Below are 5,189 nucleotides of genomic sequence, written 5' to 3'. Positions count from 1 at the left end.
AGTCGTCGCCAAAGCCCTTATAGAAGGTGACTTTGTATGTTGTCTGCGGTTTGAAGTCTTTACTGGTAATGTCGATATAGTAGTAGTAATACTCGCCGTCGGCGTCTTGGTGGCTAGTGTACTCCATTTCGCCAACTTCAAAGCTATTTACGCCATCAACCTTGATAAATTTTTTAACATTATCAGAATCTATCCAATCTTTAAGATAGAGTCTAGCCGCTAGTTTGCCGTTATCTAGGCTGATGCCTTCGACTTCGTTTAAAAACATAGTCTTGGCTTTTGGCTTATCGACGAAATTTTCATCTGGATTTGAGACTTTTTGCACGACCTCAAAACTATCGGCCAAATTTATACCCGAAGTATTTTTGAGGTTTTTAGAAACCGAAAATACTAAATTGTCGCCGCTTTCAAGTAACTTTATCTGAAAGCTTTTAGGCGTTTTGGCTACGATTTTATATTTGATGTTTTGTTTGGCTAAATTTTGCTTGTCGTAAATTTTAAAATTCGCGGCAAACTCATCCTCGCTAACCTCGTCGTTAAATACCGCTAAAAAGGTATCTCCGGAGTACTCGATCATATTTGATAGCACGAAATCTCCGCCGTAAAATTTAACCTTACTATCGCCTTTTTTGCACGAGTAGCTTACGCCTTTTGCAAGAGGCTTTTTAGGGTAAAAGAAAATCGAGTCTGATCCATACTCAAAGGCTCCCGTTATCTCGGGCGAACACTCGATTATTTTTTTGTGTGTGACCTTGCCGATGAGAGACTGTTCGTTTTGGGCGTATTTTACGCCAATGCTTACCGAGCCGTCGTCTAACGCCCTGCTTGAACCGTCAAGCGTAAAGGCGCTTAAATTTGCTGCCAAGATGCAGCTTAGGCTTAAGCCGACTAGCTTTAAACGCATTAAAACCTCCTTATTTCGATATTGATTTCGCTTAAATTCGAATTTTCATCCAGACACCCGAGCTTGTGTTTGCCTTGCGTTAAATTTAAGGTATTTTCGCTCGCGTTGTTTACTTTTTTCCACTCGTTTTCGTCGATCTTGAGATATATCTCATCGCCGATATACGCGTAACATTTTAGCATAACTTTGGTTAAATTCTCATCGCTCAGCAGAATTTGATTATTTGACGGCGTTGCAACGAGAGGTTTATAGCTTTTAAATTTATAGTAACAAGGACTTTCTTTGATATCTTCTTGAGTAATCGCGCCGTTTTTTAGTAAAAATCCTACTTCATCGCCCCTGATACTCTCGCAGATATCCTTTGGCGTAACGCCCTCTATCTGCCAGTCGTCCTCCTTGTCTCTGCACTCTTTAAATTTAAACGCGTCAAGGCAGGTTTTTTGGGACTCAATGCCGCCTGGCGCGCTCATGAAAGATAATTTTTGTTTTTGAGCTAGCAGCTTAAAGATGTCAAAAACTGTGCGAGACGCGTCGCTAAATCCGCTTAAATTTTGCGTCTTTTTGCCGCTAAAGTTGCCAAACCAAACCGCGACCGTGTAGTCGTTATTTACGCCGATCGTATAGATATCGCGCGAACCGTAGCTGGTGCCGGTTTTAAAGGCGATTTGAGGCGTGTCTTTTGCGTATTGCCACGCGACGCCCAGATAGCTTCTTGACGCGCTTGAGAGCATTTTTGAGGTTAGATACGCGCTTTGCGGGCTGATTAGCCGTCCGTAGCCTAGTACCGTCTTGCCGGCAACCTCTAGCGGTTTTAGCTCGCCGCCATTTGCGTAGATCGTGTAGAGGTGGGCTAAATTTAGTAAGCTCATCTCTGCGCTTCCAAGCGCGATACTGTCGGCGTAAAATTCCTTTGAATTGCTCACCAAATGCACGCGTGAAAGCAGCTCGTAAAGAGATTTTTCGCCTAATTTGTTGTTTAGGCTAACGGCCGGGATATTTAGGCTAAGCGCTAGCGCCTCGGTCGCTGAGATGATACCAAAAAACCTGCTGTCGTAGTTTTTGGGTACGTACTCTCCGAGGAAAATTTCTGTATCTATCATCTGGCTTTTTGGCGTGATGAAACCCTCGTCAAGCCCTAGCGAAAATATAAACGGCTTTAGCGTCGAGCCCACGTTTCTGCTCATCGTTACGCCGTCGTTTTGCCCCTGCGGAGCGTGCCAGTCGTGTGAGCCCACGTATGCCGCCACGCTCATATTTTTGTTGTCGATTATTATTCCTGCGGCGTTGTAGGCGTCTTTTGATTTTAGCGAGGTAGCCGTATTTTTTAGCGCGTTTTCTAGTAAAATTTGCAAATTTAGATCTAAATTTGAGTGCGTAACGCCGTTTTTTAGAGCTTGCGCGGCGTAGTGCCTGGCCTTATAAACGGCGTCATAGCGTTTGTTTTTAAAAGGCTCTCTTTGTGCCCTTTGAAATGCGCTTTGATCTATCACGCCAGCTTTATAAAGCAGCTTTGCGACGCGGTTTTTTAGCGCATTGATGTTTGATTTTTTATCTAGGCGGTTGGCGTTTGGATTTTTTGGGATCGTGCTTAAAAGTGCGCACTCGGCGATACTAAGCTCACTTAAATCTTTGCCGAAATAAAACCTCGCCGCAGCCGCCGCACCCTCGATATTTCCGCCGTATGGAGCGAGGTTAAAGTAAAAATTTAAAATCTCGTCTTTGCTATAGTGCCACTCTAGCTGAAGCGCGGTAAAGATTTCTTTAAATTTGTTCGCGTAGGTGCGCTCCTCTCGCTTCATCATGCGCGCGACTTGCATCGTGATCGTGGAGGCGCCGATGCGGTTTTTATGCGTGAGGTTGTGCGCGGCCGCGCGGATCATGGCAAAGGGATTTACGCCGATGTGGTAGTAGAAAAATTTATCCTCAAACAAAAGAACGCTATCTTTTAGCGTTTGCGGTATGTTTTTAGCCTCAAATCTCCAAATTTCGTCGCTGCTCGGCCGAAGGGCGACGATACGGCCGTTTTTATCAAAAAGTATGAACGAATTTTCCCGCTTTAGCGCTTTGACGTCGAGCGGATAGGCAAAGTCAAGCACCAAAAAAGCTACAAAGCAAAGCAGGGCAAAGGTGGCGGAAAATTTGATAAATTTAGCTAAAACTCTTTTCATTTCGCGATTATATCGAATTTGCGCGTAAAATCTCGAAAGATTAAATTTATGATAATTGATATATAATTTCAAATACTAATTTAAGTAAAGGAGATAAAGGCATGGAATATAGAATAGAAAAAGACACGATGGGCGAGGTAAAGGTTCCAAACGACAAATATTGGGGAGCGCAGACGCAGCGCAGCCATGAAAATTTCGAGATCGGAGTAGGGCTGGAGACGATGCCAAGAGAGGTCATAGAGGGTTTTGCCTACCTAAAAAAGGCGTGCGCGCTTGTTAATCGTAAGCTGGGCCGACTAGATGAGCCTCGCACCGAGGCGATCGCGCAGGCGTGCGATGAAATTTTAAACGGCAAGCTGGACGGAAATTTCCCTCTAGTCGTGTGGCAGACGGGCTCGGGCACGCAGTCGAATATGAATTTAAACGAGGTCGTTTCAAACCGCGCGATGGAGATTTTGGGGCTAAATTTCCGCGATAAGGCGGCACTGGATGCGAGAGACGCAAAATTCGTGCATCCAAACGATCACGTAAATAAAGGTCAGAGCTCAAACGACACCTATCCTACGGCGATGCGAATAGCCTTTGTGCTAGAGCTTCAAAAAAAGCTACTGCCCGCGATCGAAAAATTAGAAGCGACGCTGGATAAAAAGACCGCCGAGTTTGCAAAAATCGTAAAGATCGGCCGCACTCACCTGCAAGACGCCACGCCGCTCACGCTCGGACAGGAATTTAGCGGCTACGCGCATATGCTAAAGGCGAGCAAGGCGCAGATCCTCGCTACTATGCCGTTTTTAGAAGAACTTGCTATCGGCGGTACCGCGGTAGGCACTGGGCTAAACTCGCACCCGAAATTTAGCGAGATGGTAAGCGACGAGCTAAACGCGCTAACGGGCACGGCGTTTAAATTTAAATCCCATCCGAATAAATTTCACGGCCTAACCAGCCACGATGCCGAGGTATTTTTAAGCGGCGCGCTAAACGGCCTGGCGGCAAATTTGATGAAGATCGCAAACGACGTGCGCTGGCTGGCAAGCGGGCCAAGATGCGGTATCGGCGAGATAAACATCCCCGAAAATGAGCCCGGAAGCTCGATAATGCCGGGCAAGGTAAATCCGACGCAGTGCGAAGCCGTCACGATGGTCGCCGCGCAGGTGATGGGCAACCATGTCGCGATCTCCGTTGCCGCAAGCCAGGGCAACTTCGAACTAAACGTCTTTAAGCCGGTGCTTACCTACAACCTCATCCAAATCATCCGCTTGCTAAGCGACGCTATGAACAGCTTTGAGAAACACTGCGCGTGCGGTATCACGGCAAATGCCGCAAAAATCGACAAGCTACTGCACGAGAGCCTGATGCTCGTAACCGCGCTAAATCCGCACATCGGCTACGCAAATGCCGCCAAGATCGCCAAAACTGCGCACCATAACGGCACTACGCTGCGTGAGGAAGCGATAAAATCGGGCATACTAACCGCCGAGGAATTTGACGCGTGGGTGGTGCCTGAGGATATGATAGCGCCGAAGGAGTAAACTCGGCGCTTTGCTTTTTGGGCTCGGCGGGATTTGGGCGATTTTGCCGAGCCTTCTTTAAAATCCATAAATTTGAGAGCGAAATTTACGGTTGCGCCTTAAATTTTACTCAAATTTGCCGATATACTTTTAAATTTAAAGGCACAGCGATGGATGTAAAACTAAACATAAATTTAAACTCAAATTTGATGAGCGTCGGCAAAAGCTCTGCGGCAGCTAGCGCGGCAAATTTAAATGCGGGCGCGCTAAATTTAAAAAGCGGCGATAGGGGCGATATCTTGCGCGGCGCGTCAAATTTGCCTAGCGGCGCAAACGAGGCAGAAAGCAGCGCAAATATCTTAAAAAAACAGCTAGAAAAACTACAAAAACGGCTAAAAGAGCTTGAAGCCGCGATAAAGCGAGTAAAAACGAGCAAAAATCCATACGCAAAAGATATGGCGGCCTCGCTCGAAACGCAAAAGGGAGCGGTTTTTGCGCAGATAATGCAAATAAGCGCGCGAATTTTAGAAATGCAAGGCGGTCAGAGTAAAATTTGACGCCGTAAATTTGCATTTCAAATTTTAAAACCTTGAAACCAATTAAGAAATA

The 5,189-nt window shown here is 46.0% G+C and carries 3 protein-coding genes and 1 pseudogene; 2 read left to right on the top strand and 2 right to left on the bottom strand.

Going from position 1 to position 5,189, the window contains the following annotated elements; genetic code table 11:
* Both Q0546_RS09270 and pbpC read right to left on the bottom strand, forming a co-directional pair.
* A pseudogene (locus Q0546_RS09270) lies at positions 1–904 on the bottom strand (alpha-2-macroglobulin); the annotation flags it as partial.
* Complete coding sequence (gene pbpC / locus Q0546_RS09265; RefSeq protein ID WP_298792443.1) at positions 904–3,072, bottom strand: penicillin-binding protein 1C; 2,169 nt, start codon at positions 3,070–3,072, stop codon at positions 904–906. The gene pbpC and the pseudogene Q0546_RS09270, both read right to left, overlap by 1 nt.
* Before the next feature lie 101 nt (positions 3,073–3,173).
* Between pbpC and fumC the strand changes: the two genes are divergently transcribed.
* Entirely contained in the window at positions 3,174–4,601 is a 1,428-nt protein-coding gene (fumC, locus tag Q0546_RS09260; protein ID WP_298792441.1) for a class II fumarate hydratase, read from the top strand.
* A 149-nt stretch (positions 4,602–4,750) separates the two neighbouring features.
* Complete coding sequence (locus Q0546_RS09255; RefSeq protein WP_298792439.1) at positions 4,751–5,137, top strand: hypothetical protein; 387 nt, start codon at positions 4,751–4,753, stop codon at positions 5,135–5,137.
* The last annotated feature ends 52 nt before the right edge of the window (positions 5,138–5,189 follow it).

The sequence above is a fragment of the uncultured Campylobacter sp. genome, from assembly GCF_937997465.1.
Taxonomy (GTDB): domain Bacteria; phylum Campylobacterota; class Campylobacteria; order Campylobacterales; family Campylobacteraceae; genus Campylobacter_A.
This window is presented reverse-complemented; position numbering and strand designations above follow the sequence as displayed.

What these genes read in the sequence shown, in the direction of transcription:
- pbpC (WP_298792443.1), bottom strand. Translation starts at nt 3,072, where the DNA reads ATGAAAAGAGTTTTAGCTAAATTTATCAAATTTTCCGCCACCTTTGCC.
- fumC (WP_298792441.1), top strand. Translation starts at nt 3,174, where the DNA reads ATGGAATATAGAATAGAAAAAGACACGATGGGCGAGGTAAAGGTTCCA.
- Q0546_RS09255 (WP_298792439.1), top strand. Translation starts at nt 4,751, where the DNA reads ATGGATGTAAAACTAAACATAAATTTAAACTCAAATTTGATGAGCGTC.